The organism is Luteimonas notoginsengisoli, assembly GCF_042648885.1.
Classification (GTDB): Bacteria; Pseudomonadota; Gammaproteobacteria; order Xanthomonadales; family Xanthomonadaceae; genus Luteimonas; species Luteimonas notoginsengisoli.
This window is the reverse complement of sequence record NZ_JBHRYF010000008.1, coordinates 731348-745979: the sequence shown is the minus strand read 5'-3', so window position 1 is coordinate 745979 and position 14632 is coordinate 731348. Positions and strand designations below refer to the sequence as shown.

10 protein-coding genes are annotated in these 14632 nt (G+C 72.0%); 6 read left to right on the top strand and 4 right to left on the bottom strand.

What is annotated here, in order from left to right; all coding sequences use genetic code 11:
* Positions 1 to 4269 (top strand): translocation/assembly module TamB domain-containing protein, encoded by a 4269-nt coding sequence (locus ACFOM9_RS11185; protein WP_386710414.1) that lies wholly within the window; start codon positions 1 to 3, stop codon positions 4267 to 4269.
* 190 nt (positions 4270 to 4459) lie between these two features.
* Here ACFOM9_RS11185 and ACFOM9_RS11180 read toward each other — a convergent pair whose 3' ends face one another.
* The gene (locus ACFOM9_RS11180) at positions 4460 to 5764 is read right to left on the bottom strand and encodes a hypothetical protein (protein ID WP_386710411.1); all 1305 of its coding nucleotides are present in this window, start codon (positions 5762 to 5764) and stop codon (positions 4460 to 4462) included.
* Between the two features lie 300 nt (positions 5765 to 6064).
* Between ACFOM9_RS11180 and ACFOM9_RS11175 the strand changes: the two genes are divergently transcribed.
* Together ACFOM9_RS11175 and ACFOM9_RS11170 are read left to right on the top strand one after the other, a co-directional pair.
* A complete protein-coding gene (locus ACFOM9_RS11175) occupies positions 6065 to 6439 on the top strand; it encodes a putative signal transducing protein (RefSeq protein WP_386710408.1) in 375 nt (124 codons plus the stop codon).
* A 105-nt stretch (positions 6440 to 6544) separates the two neighbouring features.
* Positions 6545 to 8932: a Tex family protein gene (locus ACFOM9_RS11170; protein ID WP_386710405.1), complete on the top strand. Its 2388-nt coding sequence runs from the start codon at positions 6545 to 6547 to the stop codon at positions 8930 to 8932.
* Positions 8933 to 9019: 87 nt separating this feature from the next.
* On the opposite strand, the gene ACFOM9_RS11165 is transcribed toward ACFOM9_RS11170, so the two are convergent.
* On the bottom strand, positions 9020 to 9367 hold the full coding sequence (locus ACFOM9_RS11165) for a carboxymuconolactone decarboxylase family protein (RefSeq protein WP_386710402.1): 348 nt from the start codon (positions 9365 to 9367) through the stop codon (positions 9020 to 9022).
* A 79-nt stretch (positions 9368 to 9446) separates the two neighbouring features.
* Between ACFOM9_RS11165 and ACFOM9_RS11160 the strand changes: the two genes are divergently transcribed.
* Together ACFOM9_RS11160 and ACFOM9_RS11155 are read left to right on the top strand one after the other, a co-directional pair.
* Positions 9447 to 9758: an ArsR/SmtB family transcription factor gene (locus tag ACFOM9_RS11160; protein WP_386710399.1), complete on the top strand. Its 312-nt coding sequence runs from the start codon at positions 9447 to 9449 to the stop codon at positions 9756 to 9758.
* A gap of 14 nt (positions 9759 to 9772) precedes the next feature.
* On the top strand, positions 9773 to 10300 hold the full coding sequence (locus ACFOM9_RS11155) for a rhodanese-like domain-containing protein (RefSeq protein ID WP_386710396.1): 528 nt from the start codon (positions 9773 to 9775) through the stop codon (positions 10298 to 10300).
* A gap of 13 nt (positions 10301 to 10313) precedes the next feature.
* Here the strand turns inward: ACFOM9_RS11155 and mnmG are convergent, their stop codons facing one another.
* Both mnmG and ACFOM9_RS11145 read right to left on the bottom strand, forming a co-directional pair.
* Positions 10314 to 12221, bottom strand: a complete 1908-nt coding sequence (mnmG, locus tag ACFOM9_RS11150; protein ID WP_386710394.1) for a tRNA uridine-5-carboxymethylaminomethyl(34) synthesis enzyme MnmG — start codon at positions 12219 to 12221, stop codon at positions 10314 to 10316.
* A gap of 443 nt (positions 12222 to 12664) precedes the next feature.
* Entirely contained in the window at positions 12665 to 13312 is a 648-nt protein-coding gene (locus ACFOM9_RS11145; protein ID WP_386710391.1) for a hypothetical protein, read from the bottom strand.
* 116 nt (positions 13313 to 13428) lie between these two features.
* On the opposite strand from ACFOM9_RS11145, the gene ACFOM9_RS11140 reads away from it, so the two are divergent.
* Positions 13429 to 14382 (top strand): pyridoxal-phosphate dependent enzyme, encoded by a 954-nt coding sequence (locus tag ACFOM9_RS11140; RefSeq protein ID WP_386710388.1) that lies wholly within the window; start codon positions 13429 to 13431, stop codon positions 14380 to 14382.
* The last annotated feature ends 250 nt before the right edge of the window (positions 14383 to 14632 follow it).

The following is a 14632-nucleotide window of genomic DNA, read 5'->3' as shown; positions in this document are numbered from 1 at the left end:
ATGGCCCCGGTCTTCCGTCGCCGATCGCGCCTCGATCCGGATCTCACGCCCGAGCAGCGCGAGGCGCGCATCGCCGAACTGCGCGCGCGCCGCCACGCGCGCGCCCGGATGCTGGCGCGCCGCAGCGCGTTCACGATCGCCGGGCTGGCGCTGCTGGTCGCGGTGGTCGCGTGGTGGCTGCTGTCGACGCTGGGCGGCCGCGATTTCCTGCTGGCCCAGGTCAAGGCGCGCATGCCGGCCGGCACCAGCCTGTCGTGGAGCCGCGCCGAAGGCCCGGCCAGCGGGCCTCTGGCGATCCACGACGTCCGCTTCGTGCAGCAGACGTGCCCGCAGAAGGACGGCGAACCGGTGCCCTACGGGCAGTGCGCGAAGCCGGGCACGCTGACCTTCGCCGCGCGCCGGATCGTGATCGACCCCGACATCCGTCCGCTGCTGGGCAAGCTGCTGCGGCTGGACACGATGATCGTCGAAGGCGCCACGCTCGACCTGCCCAAGACCGACGCGCCGTTCGAACTGCCGACCTGGCCCGAGGTGCTGCCCGACATCAACCCGCCGCTGGGGCTGCAGGCCGATGCGATCCGCGTCGATGGCCTGCGCATCACCCGGCAGGGCGAGCACCTGATCGACATCCGCAGCGTCCGCGGCGGGCTCGACGCGCGCCGTCGGCAGCTGCACCTGGAACACGTCGTGGTGGAAAGCGACCGCGGCCGCTTCTCCGCGCACGGCGACTACGTGCCGCGCGACGACTATCGCGTCGACCTGACGGCAACCGCCGTGATCCCGATCGCCGGCAGCGCCGCATCGCCGCTGCAGCGCGCGCCGCTGCGCGTTGGCCTGGTCGCGCGCGGCGACCTGCGGCGCATGGAGGTCGGCATCGGCGGCGCGCTGCCAGGGCCGCTGCGCGCCAGCCTGCTGTTGCAGGGCAAAGACACGCCGCACTGGCAGCTGCGCGCACGCGCCGAGCGGCTCGACACCGCGCTGCTCGCCGGCGCGAAGGAACCAGACCCGTCGCCCATCGCGCTGCAGCTGCGCGCCGATGGCGTCGGCGGCCGCGCGACGGTCCAGGGCCGCTTCGAACAGGGCACGCTGCGCGCCACCGTGCGGCCGTCGAAGCTGGTGCTGGAAGACAAGGTGCTGGCGTTCGAACCGCTGCAGCTTGAGATCTTCGACGGCACCATCCAGGCGCGCGGACGCGGCGACTTCAGCGAGCCGCGCAGGGCGACGTTCCGCTACGCGGTCAACGCGCGCGGCCTGCGCTTCGGCGGCGCGCCGGCCGACCCGGTCGCCGGCACCGACGCCACGCCGGTGATCGTGGTCGACGCGGACCTGGGCCTGGCCGGCACCGCCGCCGCGTGGGCCGCGGTGGGCAAGGCCGACATCGCGCGCGACGGCGATCGGGCGGCGGTCACGCTCGACGGCCGCGGCCACGACGGTCGCATGACGTTCCGCACGCTGCGCGCGAGCACGCCGACCGGCACGCTCGACGCGCGCGGCCACGTCGCATGGAGCCCGGCGACCAGCTGGAAGCTCGACGCCAGCTTCGACGGCTTCGATCCGGGCTATTTCGTCACCGGCTGGGACGGCGACATCGACGGCACGCTGGCCACGCAGGGCCGCGCGCTCGACGGTGGCGGCTTCGATGCCACGCTGTCGGTGCCCGAGCTCAGCGGCCGGCTGCGCGGCCGCGCGCTGGACGGCAAGGCCGACGTGACCGCGCGCGGCGAAGACTATGCGGGCATCGTGGAACTTGCGCTCGACCGCGGCCGCATCGCGCTGGACGGCAAGGCCGGGACCGCGCCGCGCCTGCATTGGGACGCCCGCGCGACGCTCGACGGCTTCGATCCGGGGTTCTTCGTCGACGGTTGGGAGGGCGCGGTCGACGCCGACGTCGCCAGCCGCGGCGGTGCGCGCGCCGACGGCGGTTACGACGCCACGGTCGAAGTCCCGCACATCGGCGGCCAGCTGCGCGGTCGTGCGCTCGAAGGCCGCGCGAGTGTCGAGCTCAAGGCGCTGGCCAGCGACACGGTGCAGCCGGAGTATTCGGGCGAGATCGCACTGCGCGCCGGCAACAGCCGGATCGACGCCGAGGGCCGGGTGGCGAAGGTGATCGCGGTCGACGCGCGGCTGTCGCCGCTGCATCTCGAGGACCTGTTGCCCGACGCCAGCGGCACGCTGCAAGGCACGCTGCGCCTCGCCGGCCCGCGCAACGCACCCGACGTCGAGGCCGACCTCACCGGCAGCGGACTCAGGTACGGCGACTACGCCGCCGCCTCGCTCGTCGCCAAGGGGCGCCTGCCGTGGCAACGCGGCAGCGGCGCACTGGCGCTGTCGGCGCAGGGCGTCAGCGCCGGCGTCGCGCTCGACAGCGTGCGCATCGATGCCAGCGGCGCAGTGGAGGACCTGCGGCTGGTCGCCAGCGCGCGCGGCGAGATCGGCGCCCTCGACCTGGCCAGCAGCGCGCGCAGGACCGGTGCCAACTGGCAGGGCACGCTGGCGTCGCTGCAGCTCGCGCCGGCGAAAGGTGCGACCTGGCGCCTGCAGTCGCCGGCGCGCTACGCGCAGCGCGGCGGCAACTGGACGCTCTCGCAAAGCTGCTTTGCCGCCAGCGACGGCGGCTCGCTGTGCGCCAGCGCCGACTGGCCGCGCCGCGGACTGGCGGTCGAGGGTCGCGGCCTGCCGCTCTCGCTGGCCACGCCTTACCTGCCCGAGCGCGACGACGGCCGGCCCTGGATCCTGCGCGGCGAGATCGCGCTCGACGGCCGGCTGCGCCCCGCCGGCAACGCCTGGGCCGGCAGCGTGACCATCGCATCGGCGGACGGTGGGCTGCGCATGAGCCAGCGCTCGCGCCGCGACGTGATCGGCTACAGCAACCTGCTCCTCGACGCCGACTTCGATCCGCGGCGGATCAACGCCACGCTCGCCGCGGCCTTCAACGGCGATGGCCGCATCGACGCGCGACTGGCCACCGGCTGGGACGCCGATTCGCCGCTGTCGGGCACGATCGACGTCGCCACCGACGAGCTGACCTGGCTGGAACTGTTCTCGCAGGACATCGTCGAGCCGACCGGCAAGCTCGCCGGCCACCTCACCCTGTCCGGGTCGCGCGCCGCGCCATCGCTGGGCGGACAGGCGCAGCTCAGCGATTTCAGCACCGAGCTGCCGGCGCTCGGGATCCTGCTCGACAACGGCAACGTGCGCCTCGATGCGCTGCCCGACGGCACCGCGCGCATCACCGGCAGCGTGCGATCCGCGCCGCCGGACAGCGCCGCGCAGGCCGGCATCCTGCACGTCGACGGCAGCCTCGGCTGGCGCGGCACCGACACCCCGCTGGTCCTGCGCCTGCACGGCGAAGGCGTGCTGGTGTCCAACACCCGCGACCTGCGCGCGATTGCCGATCCCGACATCGCCGTGCGCTACGCCGCGGGCCAGCCGCTCGCGGTCACCGGCAAGGTGACGGTGCCCAGCGCGATGATCGACCTGGAGCGGCTGGACGAAGGCGTCTCGGCTTCGCCGGACGTGGTGGTGCTCGACCCGATCGACCCCGAGCGCTCCGGCGCATCGCCGCTCGACCTCGACCTGACCCTGGTGATGGGCGACGACGTGAAGCTCAAGGGCTTCGGCCTCGACGGCACCCTCGGCGGTGAACTGCGCGTGCGCGCCGTGCCCGGGCGCGAGATGACCGCGGTGGGCAACCTCGAGGTCGGCGGCCGCTACGAAGCCTACGGCCAGAAGCTGCGGATCAGCCGGGGCCACCTGGTGTGGTCCAACGGGCCGGTGTCCGACCCGATCCTCGACATCCGCGCCGAGCGGCGGATCGAAGCGCACGACATCACCGCCGGCATCGACGTCACCGGCCGCGCGTCCTCGCCCCAGGCCGACGTCTGGTCCGACCCGGCGACCAACGATTCCGAGGCGCTGTCCTATCTCGCGCTGGGTCGTTCGACCTCCAACCTGTCGAGCGACGAGAGCAACCAGCTCAACGCCGCCACCACCGCGCTCAACGCCGGCGGCAGCCTGCTGGCCGGACAGATCGGCAGCAAGATCGGCCTGGACGACGCCGGCGTGATCGAGTCGCGCGCGCTGGGCGGCAGCGTGCTGGGCATCGGCAAGCAGATCTCGCCGCGCCTGTACATCGGCTTCGGCGTCTCGCTGCTCGGCACCGGCCAGGTGCTGACGCTGAAGTACCTGCTGCGCAAGGGCTTCGACATCGAAATCGAATCGAGCAGCGTGGAGAACCGCGGCTCGGTGAACTGGCGCAAGGAGAAGTAGGCGCCGCGGCCGCGAGCCGGCGGAAGCGTTATCCGTTCGCCATTCGCCCACGGCTCCTGTAGGAGCGGCTTCAGCCGCGAGCTCTCACTTCACCGGCTCACGTCCCGCCCAACCTGCCGCTGAGGCCGTTCTTCCCGCGTCACTGCTATGCAGCCAACGATCACGGCTCGCGGCATCGGCGCTCCTGCTCTCAGCGCGCCGGCCGAACCCGCAATCCGCGCAGCTGCGGGACGCTGCCAACGATGTCGGTCCACACGACGAACGCCTCGCCGTCGCGCGCGACCAGCTTCGGGAAGCCGGTGGCGCGGCCGCGGCCCTGCAGCTTCGCCAGCTGCGTGCGCGACAGTTCGCGCGACAGGTCCGGCGCGTAGCGCGCCAGCCACAGCGATTGTCCACCCGCGTCCTCGCGCAACCACGCGACCCAGGCCTGCTTCGCGTCCAGGGCCACGTCGACGCGTCCCTGCACCGCGTCGCCCTGGTCCACGATCACCGGCGCGCCGAAGCTGTCGCCGGCGTCGGCGCTGCGTGCGAGCTGCAGCTTCCTCCGGTCGTCGGCGGCGCTGTACCAGGCGACCACGGCGCCGTTGCCGGTCGCGGCCACGGCCGGGCCATTGACCGGGCAGGCGGCGATTTTCCAGTTGTCCTCGTGCACCGGCTGCGGCGCGCGCCAGGCATCGCCGTCCAGACGCGTGGCGCGGATGTCGCGGATCTCGTCGGCGGTGCGATCCCGATAGACCAGCAGCGGCCCGCGCGCAGTCACCGCGACATCGGTGCCGCAGCAGTCGCAGACCGACGGGTCGACTTCCACCGAATCGGCGATCCGCGACGCGGTATCGACGTTCGCCGCGCGCAGCGAGGTCATGCCCGCGCCTTCGGTCGTGTCGTCACCGGCCCCATCGCCGGCGGCACCGGCGTCATGGCCGGCGTGCGCCCCGCCGGTAGTGTTGCGTCCGTCCAGCCACGCCATCCCGAGCCGGTCGCGCGCCGCGGGCCAGAAGGAGACGAAGCCGTGCTCGACCGCCTTGCCGTCGTCGTGCGCCCGGACCGGGCCGCTCCAGTGCAGGCCGTCGTCGACCGAATGCGACACGATGATGTCGTAGGCCGCGCCATCTCCCGCGCCGCGCGTCTTCTGCAGCCAGTGCGCCCAGATCGTGCCATCGGCGGTGGCCGCGACGTGCGGCGTGTCGGCCCAGTTGACCACCATCGATGCGCCCACCGCGATCGTCTTCGGCGTCCACTGCCACTGCTGCTGGCGGTCGAAGGTGGTGTACTGCAGCGCGTGCCGCTGCTTGTCGAAGGGCCTGATCCAGCTCAGCAGCAGGCGCCCGTCGGGGGCCAGCGACAGGTCCGGCTGCGCGGCCCCGGCCGCGGCGGGCAGCGCCCATTGCGTGAGCGTGTTGCCAGCGGCATCGGTGGTGGTTGCAGGCTGCGGCGCCTGCTGGCAGGCGGCCAGCAGCGCGCATCCGGCGATCAGAAGCAGGGCGGCGTTTTTCATGGCGACCAAGCCTACTCCAGGTCACGATTCGGGGCGGCGCCGGGGCGGATGGCCTCGCGGCGGCGCGACCCAGCGAGCGTGCCGGCAACGGATTTTCGCGCAACGGACTGCGGGCTGCGGGCTGCGGGCTGCGAAAGATTCTGGATTCGCCGCTCGAGGACGGGATCGGACGCGACGCGGCGTGGGCTTGGCTTCGCGCCAAGCCGACGGCGCGCGTCGGCCGTGCGCCGCTCGCGGCTGAAGCCGCCCTTGCAGGAGCACTGGCCGCGATCGTCGGCGGCGGCGCATCATCGGCGCACGATGTTCACCACCGTCGCCCACTACACCGACCCGATCGAAGCGCACCTGGCGCGCGGCCTGCTGCAGTCCGAAGGCATCGACGCGCACCTGGGCGACGAGCACCTGGCGATGGCCAACTGGGAGTGGCGGCTGGCGGTGGGCGGGGTGAAGCTGCGCGTGGCCCATCGCGACGTGGACCGCGCGCGCGCCGTGCTGCGCGCGATGGACGCCGGCGAATACGCGCTCGACGGCGACGGCGACGAGGCCGCTGCCCTGGAGGCGCCCGATCGCGAAAGCTGGTCGAGCCGGCTGGCGTGGGCGGCGCTGATGCTGTTCGCGATCCCGCTGCCGTGGCGGCGCCGCGCGCGCGACGATCGCGTCCAGCGCCGGCTCTGACGCGATCGCGCTGCCGCGCGATGACCGCGCTGTCAACCTGTCGCCGCGCGCGCCGCGTTGCGACAATGCGGGCATCGCGACGAGGTCGCATGGATACCGGACACGATGCAGGCTCCTTCCCCCGCGCTGGCGCGCAAGATCGCCGCCACCATTGCCGACGAGATCGGCGCCCGTCCCGCCCAGGTGGAAGCCGCCGTCGGCCTGCTCGACGAGGGCGCGACGGTGCCGTTCATCGCGCGCTATCGCAAGGAAGTCACCGAAGGCCTCGACGACACCCAGCTGCGCAACCTCGAAACACGCCTGGCCTACCTGCGCGAGCTGGAGGACCGGCGCGCCGCGATCCTGGCCAGCATCGACGAGCAGGGCAAGCTCGATGACGCGCTGCGCGCCCAGATCGAAGGCGCCGACAGCAAGTCGCGGCTGGAAGACCTGTACCTGCCGTACAAGCCCAAGCGCCGCACCCGCGCGCAGATCGCGCGCGAGGCCGGGCTCGAACCGCTGGCCGATGGCCTGCTCGACGATCCGACCCGCGTGCCGGAAGAGTTCGCCGCCAGCTTCGTCGATGCCGAACGCGGCGTGGCCGACGCGAAGGCCGCGCTGGAAGGCGCGCGCGCGATCCTGATCGAGCGCTGGGGCGAGGACGCGACGCTGGTTGGCGAGCTGCGCGAATGGCTGTCGGCCAACGGCGTGATCCGTGCGCGCGTGGCCGAAGGCAAGGAAGCGGCGGGCGTGAAGTATCGCGACTATTTCGACCACGCCGAGCCGCTGGCGAAGATCCCGTCGCACCGCCTGCTGGCCCTGTTCCGCGGGCGGCGCGAGGAGTTCCTGCAGCTCGAACTCGACCCGGGCGCCGACGCCGAGGCCGGCAACGCCTACGCCGAAGGCCGCGTCGCGCTGCACGCCGGCATCCGCATCCAGGGCAACGCCGCCGATGCCTGGCTGGGCAACGCCTGCCGCCTGGCCTGGCGCGCGAAGCTGCAGCTGCACCTGATGCTCGACCTGTTCAACCAGGCGCGCGAGAAGGCCGAGGCCGAAGCCATCGCGATCTTCGGCGACAACCTCAAGGACCTGCTGCTGGCCGCACCCGCCGGGCCACGCGTGGTGCTCGGACTCGACCCGGGCCTGCGCACCGGGGTGAAGGTCGCCGCGGTCGACGCCACCGGCAAGCTGGTCGCCACCGATACGATCTATCCGCACGAACCGCGCCGGCAGTGGGAACAGTCGCTGCAATCGCTGGCGAAGCTGTGCAAGGCCCACGGCGTGTCGCTGATCGCGATCGGCAACGGCACCGCCAGTCGCGAAACCGATCGCCTGGCCGGTGAGCTGATCCAGCGCCACCCGGAGCTGTCGCTGCAGAAGGTCGTGGTCAGCGAAGCCGGCGCTTCGGTGTACTCGGCCTCCGAGCTGGCGGCGAACGAATTCCCGGACCTCGACGTCTCGCTGCGCGGCGCGGTGTCGATCGCGCGCCGGCTGCAGGATCCGCTGGCCGAACTGGTCAAGATCGAGCCCAAGTCGATCGGCGTCGGCCAGTACCAGCACGACGTCGACCAGTACCGGCTGGCGCGGTCGCTCGACGCGCGCGTCGAGGACTGCGTCAACGCGGTCGGCGTGTACGTCAACACCGCGTCGGCGGCGCTGCTGGCGCGCGTCTCGGGGCTGTCGTCAACGGTGGCCGGCAACATCGTCGTGCACCGCGATGCCAACGGCCCGTTCAAGCGCCGCAGCGACCTGCTCAAGGTGCCGCGCCTGGGCGAGAAGACTTTCGAGCAGTGTGCGGGCTTCCTGCGCATCGCCGGCGGCGACCAGCCGCTGGATGCCTCGGCGGTGCATCCGGAGGCCTACCCGGTGGTGGAGCGCATCGTGCGCGAGAGCGGTCGCGGCGTGGCGCAGATCATCGGCGACGGCGCGTTCGTGCGCGCACTCAAGCCCGAACGCTATACCGACGAACGTTTCGGCGTGCCGACCGTGCGCGACATCCTCAGGGAGCTGGAGAAGCCCGGCCGCGATCCCCGACCCGAGTTCAAGGCCGCGCGCTTCGCCGAGGGCGTGGAGGACATCAAGGACCTCAAGCCCGGCATGGTGCTCGAGGGGGTGGTGAGCAACGTCGCCGCCTTCGGCGCGTTCGTCGACATCGGCGTGCACCAGGACGGCCTGGTGCACATCTCCGCGCTCGCCGACCGCTACGTCAAGGATCCGCGCGACGTGGTCAAGGCCGGCGACATCGTCAAGGTCAAGGTGCTGGAGGTGGACGTGGCCCGCAAGCGCATCGCGCTGACGCGGCGGCTGGAGGACGCCCCGGGGCAGCCCGCGCCGCGACAGGGCGAGCGCGAGCCGCGCGGCGGCGGCGCCCACACGAACGCGGCCCGCGACGCCGGCAGTCGCGGCGGCAACGAGCGCGGAAGCAACGACCGCGGTCGCCCCGCCCCGCGGCAGCAGGCGGCGCCGTTCGACAGCGCCATCGCCGACGCCCTCAAGGGCCTGCGCCGCTCCTGAGCGCTCGCGGCGCCGCGCTTGCCGGGGGCGTTTCCGGAGCCTTCCCTGGTCGCGTTCCGCATGGCGGCGCGGCCTCGGTCCGTGCCGTCACGCCGCCGCGCTGAACTCCTCGTACGCGGCGATCGCGTTGGCCGCGTACATCAGCGACGGCCCGCCGCCCATGTAGACGGCCACGCCGAGCATGTCGCGGAATTCCTCCGGGGTCGCCCCGAGGCGCACCAGCGCCTTGGCGTGGAATCCCAGGCAGCCGTCGCAGCGGCTGGCCACGCCGATCGCCATCGCGATCAACTCCTTGGTCTTCTCGTCCAGCGCGCCCGGGGCCATTGCCGCCTTGCTGAGCGCACCGAAGCTCTGCATCAGGGCGGCGTTGTGGCTGCGCAGCGGGGTCAGGTTGCGCGAGATCTCGCGGGTCAATGCCTGGTAGGAGGTGGTCATTCGGTGATCTCCGTGGATGGCGGGCCTACCGCCTAATATTCGTTCATTCTAATTTAGAATTTTGTAATATACTAGCCGCATGCCGAACCCCAGGCCACGCGATCGCGATTTCAGGCAGGGCGCCGCCGACGCGGCCGCGATGTTGCGCACCCTGGGCCACGAGCAGCGCCTGCTGGTGCTGTGCCTGCTCATTGAGCGCGGCGAGCTCAGCGTGGGCCAGCTGCTGGCGCAGGTCGAACTGAGCCAGTCGGCGCTCTCCCAGCATCTGGCGCGCATGCGCGAGGACGGGCTGGTCGCCTGCCGGCGCGAGGCGCAGACCGTGCACTACCGGATCGCCGACCCGCGGGTGGAAACCCTGGTCGCGGCGCTCAAGTCCGTTTTTTGTCCCTGATCCACGAGGCCGCCATGAAGACGATCCCCCCGCACGCCGCACGTACCCTGCTCGAACAGGGCGCGCTGCTGGTCGATATCCGGGAGCGCGACGAACACGCGCGCGAGCGCATCCCCGGCGCCTGCTGCGTGCCGGTGTCGCAGCTGGCCGACGCCCCGCTGCTGCGCGAGGCGGCCGGTCGCGTGGTGCTGTTCCACTGCCGCTCCGGGATGCGCACGCAGGCCAACGCCACGGCGCTGCAGGCGGCAACCGGGTGCGAGGCCTACCTGGTCGAAGGCGGCCTGGATGCCTGGAAGCGCGCGGGCCTGCCGGTCACGGGCGATGCCGGCGCGCCGCTGGAGCTCGGGCGCCAGGTCCAGGTCACGGTGGGCGCGCTGCTGCTGATCGCCAGCGCACTGGCGGCGACGGTGTCGCCCTGGTTCGTGCTGGTCGACGCCGCGCTGGGAGCCGGCCTGCTGTTCGCCGGCGTGTCCGGCTTCTGCGGCATGGCGCGGCTGCTGGCGCGGATGCCGTGGAACCACGCCCTGCGCGCGCCCGGCTGAGGCGGCGCCTGCGTCAGGCCACCCGGGCGCCGCGCCGCGCGCGCTCCAGGTGCACCAGCAGCAGCGAGATCGCGGCCGGGGTGACGCCGGGAATGCGCCCGGCCTGGCCGACGGTCTGCGGCCGCACGCGCTCGAACTTCTGCCGCACCTCGGCCGACAGCCCGCGCACCTGCGCGTAGTCGAAACCGGCGGGGATCGCCTTGCCCTCGTTGCGCTGGGCGCGCGCGATCTCTTCTCGCTGGCGCTCGAGGTAACCCGAGTATTTGGCCTCGATCTCGACCTGCTCGGCCACCGCCGGATCTTCCGCCGCCGGTGCAAACGCCGGCACCGAGGTCAGCTTCGCGTAGTCGAGTTCGGGACGGCGCAGCAGGTCCAGTCCGCTGCTCTCGCGGCTCAGTTCGATGCCCAGCGTGGCCACCGCGTCGCGGCCGATCGCGTTGTTGGGCGAGGCCCACAGCGCCCCGAGTCGCTGCGTTTCCGCGGCCACCGCGTCGCGCTTGCGCGCGAACGCCGCCCAGCGCGCGTCGTCGACCAGCCCGAGCTCGCGGCCGATGCCCGTCAGGCGCAGGTCGGCGTTGTCCTCGCGCAGCTGCAGGCGGTACTCGGCGCGCGAGGTGAACATGCGATAGGGCTCGATCGTGCCCTGGGTGATCAGGTCGTCGATCAGCACCCCGATGTAGGCCTGGTCGCGGCGCGGCGACCACGCAGCGCGCTCCTGCGCGAGTCGCGCGGCGTTGAGCCCCGCGACCAGTCCCTGCGCCGCGGCCTCCTCGTAGCCGGTGGTGCCGTTGACCTGGCCGGCGAAGAACAGTCCGGCCACCGACTTGGTTTCCAGTGACGCCTGCAGCCCGCGCGGATCGAAGTAGTCGTACTCGATCGCGTAGCCGGCACGGGTGATGTGCGCGTTCTCGAAGCCGCGGATCGAGCGCACCAGCGCCAGCTGCACGTCGAACGGCAGCGAGGTGGAGATGCCGTTGGGATAGATCTCGGTCACGTCGAGCCCCTCGGGCTCGACGAAGATCTGGTGCGAGGCCTTCTCGGCGAAGCGCACCACCTTGTCCTCGATCGATGGACAGTAGCGCGGGCCGACGCCTTCGATCTGGCCGGAATACAGCGGCGACCGATCCAGCGCGCCGCGGATGATGTCGTGGGTGCGTTCGCTGGTGTGGGTGATCCAGCACGACGCCTGCCGCGGATGGTCCGCGCGCGTGCCCATGAACGAAAACACCGGGCGCGGGTCGTCGCCGGGTTGCTCCTCCATCACCGAATAATCGAGCGTGCGGCCGTCGATGCGCGGCGGGGTGCCGGTCTTGAGGCGATCGACCACGAACGGGCGCTCGCGCAGCTTCGCGGCGAGCGTCGTGGCGGGCGGGTCGCCCATGCGGCCGGCGGCGTACTGGGTCTGGCCGACGTGGATCTTGCCGGCGAGGAAGGTGCCCGCGGTCAGCACCACCGAAGGCGCCTCGAAGCGCAGGCCGGTGTTGGTGAGCGCGCCGCGCACGCGATCGCGGCCTCTGCCGTCGGATTCGATGACCAGGTCATCGACCGCGGATTGGAACAGGGTAAGGTTCGGCTGCGCCTCCACCGCGCGACGGATGAAGGCGCGATACAGGCCGCGATCGGCCTGGCAGCGCGTCGCGCGCACCGCGGGACCCTTCGACGCGTTGAGCCGGCGCCACTGGATGCCGGCGGCGTCGGCGGCCTTCGCCATGACGCCACCGAGCGCATCGATCTCGCGCACCAGGTGGCCTTTGCCGATGCCGCCGATCGCCGGGTTGCAGCTCATCGCACCCACGGTCTCGATGTTGTGGGTGAGCAGCAGAGTGCGTGCCCCGGCGCGCGCGGATGCCAGCGCGGCCTCGGTGCCGGCGTGGCCGCCGCCGATGACGATGACGTCGTAGCGATGGAAGGAATCGGTCATGTCATGCCGCAAGGCGCGCGGAGGCCGAGCGATGGCGCCGGCGAAACGACGCCATGCGCGCGACCGCGGGAACAAGGGGGCAACATTCTAGGCCCTGGGCGGGACCGCAAGGCGGCCAAAGTTGGCACGCTTCGTGCAACTTGTCCGTTGCACCCGACGTGGCAAGCGCGAGGGGGCGCAGGCTGGAAATCGGAACAGGGCCAGCCACGCGCACGACGGGGTAGCACCGGGGGCCGGATGTCGGGGGACATTCGGCCCCTTTTCTTTTGGGGATGCGCCTCGGGGCGCCTGGACTAGGCGCCGACGCCCGGCGGGGAGCGGAACAGGGGGGATCCGGATTACCCCGCCGGGTGTCGACATTGGTCAGTCCCTGTTACGTCCAAAAAGGACGCAACCGGTCAGTCGGGTTAGCTTGCGTCCAGTTTGCCGCGGACGCAAGCGCCTCAACGCTCACGTTTACGATCGGGTTCACGTTCCCGGAAACTCGGCGTCGGTGCCGGCCGCGATGGACGCGAAACCGGCGGCGCGGGACGGGGTGCGGAGACAGGTCGCTGGCTCGGCGCCGGACGCGGGCTGCTCGAAGGCGGGCGCACCGCCTGCGGGGCCGGCCGCGACATCGTCGGCGCGCCGGCATCCGCGCGACCGCGCCAGGGCGCCTCACGACGCGGCGGAAGCATCGGGCGCTCGCCATTGCGCGGCATCACCTGCGCAGGGCTGCGTGGCGGCTGGTTGCCGGTCACCCGGTTCGCCGGCAGGCGCCCGCCGGTGACCCGCGGCGGTGCGTCGTCCTGCGGCGGCCTGTGGGGGCGATGCGGCCGGTGCCACCAGTACGGCGGGTAATAGCCGCCGCCGTAATAGTTGTACGGATAGCCATAGCCGCCGTAACCGTAGCCATAGCCGATACCCACCCCACCGTACCAGCTGCCCGGATAGCCGTAGGCGCTGCCGTAGGGTGCCCCGTAGCCGTAGTAGTCGACGGAGGGGCGGCCGTAGTAGTAATCGCCGCCGGCGCCGCCGCCACGATAGCTGTAGTCGGTAGCACAGCCGGCCAGGGCGAGAGAGGCGGCAAGGATGGCAAGCTGGCGGAACATGGCGGCTTCCCCTGTTGATCGAAGGCCAGCATCGGCCTTGTGCGTTGAATCCGTGCTTAATTTTCGCCAGGCGGCGTTGTGTTAGCTGAACAGCTCCGCCATCGTACGCTCTGCCCATGGATCCCGCCCCGCTGCCCGAATTCAACGACATCCTCGCCGCCGCCGCGCGCATCGCGCCGCACGCGCACGCCACCCCGGTGCTGCGCTCGCGCGCTCTCGATGCGATGGCCGGTTGCGCTCTGCACTTCAAGGCAGAGCCGCTGCAGCGCGCGGGCGCGTTCAAGTTCCGCGGCGCCTGCAACGCGGTGTGGTCGCTGGACGATGCGACCGCGGCGCGCGGCGTGGTCACCCATTCCTCCGGCAACCACGGCGGCGCACTGGCGCTGGCCGCGAAGACGCGTGGCATCCCCTGCCACGTGGTGGTTCCGGACAACGCCGTGCTGGCCAAGCTCGCCGCGATCGAAGCCTATGGCGCCGTCCTGCACCGCTGCGCACCGACCATCGCCGCGCGCGAAGCCATGTGCGCGCAGGTGCAGGCCCAGACGGGCGCGGAGCTGGTGCACCCGTACACCGACCCGCGCGTGATTGCGGGCCAGGGCACCGCGGCGATGGAACTGCTCGCCACGGCCGGCGCGCTGGACGTGATCGTGGTGCCAGTCGGCGGCGGCGGGCTGGCTTCGGGCACCGCGATCGCGGCGCGCGCGTTGGCGCCGGGCTGCCGCGTGTTCGGCGCCGAGCCCGCGGGCGCGGCCGATACTTTCGAATCGCTGCGCCGCGGCGAACGGGTCATCGATTTCGTTCCCGACACAATCTGCGACGGGCTGCGCGGCTCCCTGGGCGCACCGGATTTCGAACTGCTGCGCACGCATCGCGTCGAAGTGCTCACGGTCGCGGACGATGACACCGTCGCGGCGATGCGGCTGCTGTGGCAGCGCCTGAAACTGCTGGTCGAGCCGTCGTCGGCGATCGCGCTGGCGCTGGTGCTGGGCCATCACGAGCGCTTCGACGGTCAGCGCGTCGGCGTGATCCTGTCGGGCGGCAACGTCGACCTCGATGCGCTGCCGTGGTGAATGCCCGTCTCTGTGGGAGCGGCTTCAGCCGCGAGCTTCAAGGGGAATGGCAACGTGTTCCGACTCGGTGGCCCGACACCTTGCACGTCGCGGGATCGCTGTCGCGATGGCCGGGTTTCGCCGCGCACCAGCGGCAGTTGCGAGCGTTGCGCACCGGTGATCGCACCGACGGAACACAAAGCATCAGTGCACGATCGTGCATCGCGATCCGGCGACCGCTGCGTTGCCAACTCGCGGCTGAAACCACTGC

Excerpts from the sequence above, each read along its gene's own strand:
- ACFOM9_RS11185 (WP_386710414.1), top strand. The coding sequence starts at position 1 with ATGGCCCCGGTCTTCCGTCGCCGATCGCGCCTCGATCCGGATCTCACG.
- ACFOM9_RS11180 (WP_386710411.1), bottom strand. The coding sequence starts at position 5,764 with ATGAAAAACGCCGCCCTGCTTCTGATCGCCGGATGCGCGCTGCTGGCC.
- ACFOM9_RS11175 (WP_386710408.1), top strand. The coding sequence starts at position 6,065 with ATGTTCACCACCGTCGCCCACTACACCGACCCGATCGAAGCGCACCTG.
- ACFOM9_RS11170 (WP_386710405.1), top strand. The coding sequence starts at position 6,545 with ATGCAGGCTCCTTCCCCCGCGCTGGCGCGCAAGATCGCCGCCACCATT.
- ACFOM9_RS11165 (WP_386710402.1), bottom strand. The coding sequence starts at position 9,367 with ATGACCACCTCCTACCAGGCATTGACCCGCGAGATCTCGCGCAACCTG.
- ACFOM9_RS11160 (WP_386710399.1), top strand. The coding sequence starts at position 9,447 with ATGCCGAACCCCAGGCCACGCGATCGCGATTTCAGGCAGGGCGCCGCC.
- ACFOM9_RS11155 (WP_386710396.1), top strand. The coding sequence starts at position 9,773 with ATGAAGACGATCCCCCCGCACGCCGCACGTACCCTGCTCGAACAGGGC.
- mnmG (WP_386710394.1), bottom strand. The coding sequence starts at position 12,221 with ATGACCGATTCCTTCCATCGCTACGACGTCATCGTCATCGGCGGCGGC.
- ACFOM9_RS11145 (WP_386710391.1), bottom strand. The coding sequence starts at position 13,312 with ATGTTCCGCCAGCTTGCCATCCTTGCCGCCTCTCTCGCCCTGGCCGGC.
- ACFOM9_RS11140 (WP_386710388.1), top strand. The coding sequence starts at position 13,429 with ATGGATCCCGCCCCGCTGCCCGAATTCAACGACATCCTCGCCGCCGCC.